General features: G+C 51.2%; 3 protein-coding genes and 1 tRNA gene. 2 read left to right on the top strand and 2 right to left on the bottom strand.

All coding sequences use genetic code 11. The features are described from left to right. Positions 1-141: 141 nt before the first annotated feature. Positions 142-1,290 (bottom strand): pyridoxal phosphate-dependent aminotransferase, encoded by a 1,149-nt coding sequence (locus tag KDK14_RS09580; protein ID WP_257264879.1) that lies wholly within the window; start codon positions 1,288-1,290, stop codon positions 142-144. Between the two features lie 314 nt (positions 1,291-1,604). Between KDK14_RS09580 and uvrB the strand changes: the two genes are divergently transcribed. After that, positions 1,605-3,617: an excinuclease ABC subunit UvrB gene (gene uvrB / locus KDK14_RS09585; RefSeq protein WP_257264877.1), complete on the top strand. Its 2,013-nt coding sequence runs from the start codon at positions 1,605-1,607 to the stop codon at positions 3,615-3,617. A gap of 80 nt (positions 3,618-3,697) precedes the next feature. Next, a tRNA-Val gene (locus KDK14_RS09590) sits at positions 3,698-3,772 on the top strand. A gap of 117 nt (positions 3,773-3,889) precedes the next feature. Here the strand turns inward: KDK14_RS09590 and KDK14_RS09595 are convergent. Further along, positions 3,890-4,102 (bottom strand): hypothetical protein, encoded by a 213-nt coding sequence (locus KDK14_RS09595; RefSeq protein WP_257264878.1) that lies wholly within the window; start codon positions 4,100-4,102, stop codon positions 3,890-3,892. Between the last annotated feature and the right edge of the window lie 383 nt (positions 4,103-4,485).

A 4,485-nucleotide genomic window follows, 5' to 3' on the forward strand; every position in this document is an offset into this window, starting at 1 on the left:
AACCAGCGACCCAATGATTAACAGTCATTTGCTCTACCAACTGAGCTATCGGGGATCAAAGGGTAAGGTGAATGATACCTTGTTGAATGTGCCTGTCAAGTTGCTGAGTACCCCAAGCTGGTACCCAGTACAAACAGTCGGTCAGGCCAGAGCTGCTTGAAGTCTGTCCAGAGCCTTTTCCAATGCTTCATCGCTGGTGGCAAATGACAGCCTCATGCAGCCATCAGAGCCAAAGGCAGAGCCGGGAACCAGGGCAACGCCTTTTTCCAGAAAGAGAGCAGCGAGGTCTGTATCTTTTTCAAAGCCCAGTTTGCTCATGGCTTCATTGAAATCAGCAAAAGCGTAGAAAGTACCGTCACCCTCAATAGCGCTGACGCCTGGCAGCTGATTCAGTCGGCCGACAACGTAGTCATGGCGTTTTTTAAACACCTTGACCATCGCTTTCACGCAATCTTGCGACCCATTCAATGCCTCAACCGCGGCAGCCTGGGCGATAGAACAGGGATTGGAGGTACTCTGGGACTGGATCTTCTTCATGTTTTTGATCAGCCACTCAGGCCCGCCAGCATAACCGATCCGCCAGCCGGTCATGGAGTAAGCTTTGGATACACCGTTGAGCACAATTGTACGGTCATAGAGTTCCGGGCAGACCATCAGGATGTTGCAGAAAGGCTCTTCAGTCCAGAGGATATGCTCATACATATCATCAGTGGCGATCATGACATCCGGGTACTTTTTCAGCACGTCGCCCAGCGCTTCAAGCTCTTTGTGGTTATAAGCGGTTCCGGTCGGGTTTGAAGGGCTGTTGAGTACCACCAGTCTGGTTTTGTCAGTGATTGCCGCTTCAAGCTGTTCAGGTGTGATTTTGAAGCGGTTTTCCAGACCGGCCTGCACGATCACTGGCACACCCTCGGCGATGACCACCATATCCGGGTAAGAGACCCAGTAGGGGGCTGGAATAATCACTTCATCACCTTTGTTCAGCAGCGCCAGGGCCAGGTTGAAGAAGCTCTGTTTGCCGCCGCAGGAAACCAGAATCTGGCCTTGGCCGTACGCCAAGTCATTATCCCGCTGGAATTTATCAATAACGGCCTGTTTCAGCTCGGTGGTTCCATCCACGGCCGTGTATTTTGTTTTCCCTTCCGTGATGGCTTTGACCGCTGCAGCCTTAATATGCTCCGGCGTGTCGAAATCCGGCTCTCCGGCACCCAGGCCAATAATGTCATGTCCGGCAGCTCTCAGCTCGGCAGCCTTGGCGGTGACTGCCAGAGTTGGCGATGGCTTGACCATTTGCACGCGTTGGGATGGAGTCACAGTTTTCCTCGTTTATGGTTGTCACATAGAGAATTATAATGCTGTTTGCCTTCCGTTATTGGCCGGAGAATTCGCCAGGTGGCATCACGCCCGGGGAGCCTGTGTAAGCCCAATGCTGGTCTGGTTAGACTCCCCATTGGCAGAAACTAACTATCAATACCTGTACTATAACAGTGATGAATAGCGAGTCCGTCGAACAACACAGGGCATCATACACAATACGATGTACCGTTGATATCCGTTTGTCGGTAACCGTTGGCAATTTTTTCTGCTCCGGATGGAAGGGTAGCATGAGTCGATCCTTTAAAGTTTCTTCACGCTTCGGTCCCGCTGGTGATCAACCGGTTGCTATTGAGCAGCTGGTCAAGGGCATTGATGCTGGCCTTGCGTGTCAGACGTTGCTGGGGGTCACAGGCTCCGGCAAGACCTTCACAGTGGCCAATGTGATCGAGCAAATACAGCGGCCAACGATCATTATGGCCCATAACAAGACACTGGCCGCACAACTCTACGGTGAGTTCAGGGAGTTCTTTCCAGACAACGCCGTGGAGTATTTTGTCTCCTACTATGATTATTACCAGCCAGAAGCTTACGTACCCACGTCTGATACTTACATTGAGAAAGATGCCTCGGTTAATGAACATATTGAACAAATGCGTCTCTCTGCCACCAAGGCCCTGATGGAGCGGCCGGATGCCATTATCGTGGCAACGGTGTCGGCCATTTATGGCCTGGGTGACCCGCAGTCTTACCTTAAAATGATGATGCACCTGGATCGTGGTGACAGGGTAGATCAAAGAACTATCCTGCGTCGACTGGCGGAATTGCAGTACACACGCAACGATGCGGATTTTCGTCGGGCCACTTACCGGGTGCGTGGTGATGTGATAGATATTTTCCCCGCTGAATCGGAAAAAGAGGCGATCCGTTTGGCGCTGTTTGACGACGAACTGGAAACCATTAGCGAGTTTGATCCATTGACCGGCGAGGTCCTGAGAAAATTGCCCAGGGCGACCATTTACCCAAAAACGCATTATGTCACCCCCAGACAGACCATCCTGGATGCAGTGGAAGCCATCAAGGTAGAGCTGGTGGACCGGCTCAATGTTTTGCGCGACAACAACAAGCTGGTGGAAGCCCAGCGACTTGAGCAGCGCACCCAGTTTGACCTGGAAATGATGATTGAGCTGGGTTACTGCACCGGCATTGAGAACTATTCCCGCTATCTATCGGGTAATCAGCCCGGCGAGGCACCGCCGACACTGTTTGACTATATCCCGGACAATGCATTGCTGGTGATTGATGAGTCCCATGTCACTGTGCCGCAGATCGGTGCCATGTATAAAGGGGACCGCTCTCGAAAAGAGACACTGGTGGAGTATGGTTTCCGCTTGCCTTCTGCTTTGGATAATCGTCCCATGAAGTTTGAGGAGTGGGAAGGACGACGGCCGCAGACTATTTTTGTCTCTGCCACACCGGGCAAGTATGAGGAAGAGAATCAGGGGCAGGTGGTTGATCAGGTGGTCAGGCCTACCGGTCTGGTGGACCCGGAAATTGAGGTGCGTCCCGCAACCACACAGGTGGATGACCTGCTGATGGAGATTAATAAAACCGCCGCCAAAGAGGAGCGGGTGCTGGTTACGGTACTCACCAAGCGTATGGCCGAGGACTTGACCGAGTTTTTGCACGAGCAGGGTGTTCGGGTACGCTACCTGCACTCTGATATTGATACCGTGGAACGGGTGGAGATTATACGTGACTTGCGTATTGGCGCCTTTGATGTGCTGGTGGGCATCAACCTGCTGCGGGAAGGCCTTGATATGCCCGAGGTCTCTCTGGTCGCTATTCTGGACGCCGATAAGGAGGGTTTTCTCCGTTCTGACCGTTCATTGATTCAGACCATTGGCCGTGCCGCCCGTAACATTAATGGTCGTGCCATTCTCTATGGTGATCGGATGACCGGCTCCATGGAACGGGCCATCAGCGAGACCGAGCGGCGTCGCAAAAAGCAGATTGCCTACAACAAAAAACACAATATTACGCCAAAAGGTGTGTTTAAATCGGTGGCTGATATTCTTGAAGGGGCGGTTGTGCCCGGACGGAAGAAAGGCAGTAAAGTCCAGAGGGCGGTGGCTGAGCCGGGAGCCGAGTATCAGGTGCCCATGACTCCGGAAGTGATGGCTGCGACAATCAAGACGCTGGAGGCAAAAATGATGGAACACTCCCGTAATCTGGAATTTGAACAGGCAGCTGCAGTCAGGGATGAAATTGCCTTGCTTCGGGAGCAGGTTTTAAAACACTGAGAGCAGGCCATTTTCCTGATGGATCAGGTCGATTGAAGTGTTGCATTTTTTAGCTGCATTGATATGATGCGTTCCAATTCAGTCGGTTAGCTCAGTGGTAGAGCACCACCTTGACATGGTGGGGGTCGCTGGTTCAAGTCCAGTACCGACTACCAGTTTTTACAGTAGTTGCAGCGCTAGTGGTTATTAACCCAAGTGGGGTCTGGGGCATGTAGGGGACTTGAGTTCTAAAAAATCACTGGCAAAACAATTGCGTTGATCACTTGTCCCCGCTACCGGGTAGTCTCTGGTTCATCTTCCATTCGCTTATACCATTTCGCATCCAGTGCTTTCAGCATTTTTCCACTGTCGTCTTTTGTATCAACCAACCAGCCAGATAGGCAGTCAATGGAACGATAGCATCGGATGACGGTTCTTGGGCGGTTTTTCTGGACCGGATAAAAATGAGTGGTCACCTGGTCTCCAGGCTGAAAAGGCATTTTCATGGCAGACTTCTGATATTTACCTGGTTTAGTAATCGACTTGAGACTTTGCTGTATTGCCTGCAAAGCTGAGACTATAAATAATGTAATGGATTTCTCCAAGCGGTTTCATCGCAGTGAAACGAGTCAGGACACTCTATGGGAACTATTCATGTTTAGACTATCCAGTCTGTATTCGCTGAACAGTTTAGCCATGGCAAGCTCAGTTCCGACACTGCTGATGACTGCTCAATACTGGGTTTATGATAGTCTCCTGTCGCTTATAATGGCGGTGACAGGACTCGAAACAATATTAAAGCCTATCAGGTAAACTGGTAATAACTCCAAACAGTTTACCAAACCCGTCGTAAAGCATCGCCTAATCGGGCCGGGCCGCGCAGGCGTGG

The organism is Endozoicomonas sp. ONNA2, from assembly GCF_024606365.1.
Classification (GTDB): Bacteria; Pseudomonadota; Gammaproteobacteria; order Pseudomonadales; family Endozoicomonadaceae; genus Endozoicomonas.

What these genes read in the sequence shown, in the direction of transcription:
- KDK14_RS09580 (WP_257264879.1), bottom strand. Translation starts at nt 1,290, where the DNA reads ATGGTCAAGCCATCGCCAACTCTGGCAGTCACCGCCAAGGCTGCCGAG.
- uvrB (WP_257264877.1), top strand. Translation starts at nt 1,605, where the DNA reads ATGAGTCGATCCTTTAAAGTTTCTTCACGCTTCGGTCCCGCTGGTGAT.
- KDK14_RS09595 (WP_257264878.1), bottom strand. Translation starts at nt 4,102, where the DNA reads ATGAAAATGCCTTTTCAGCCTGGAGACCAGGTGACCACTCATTTTTAT.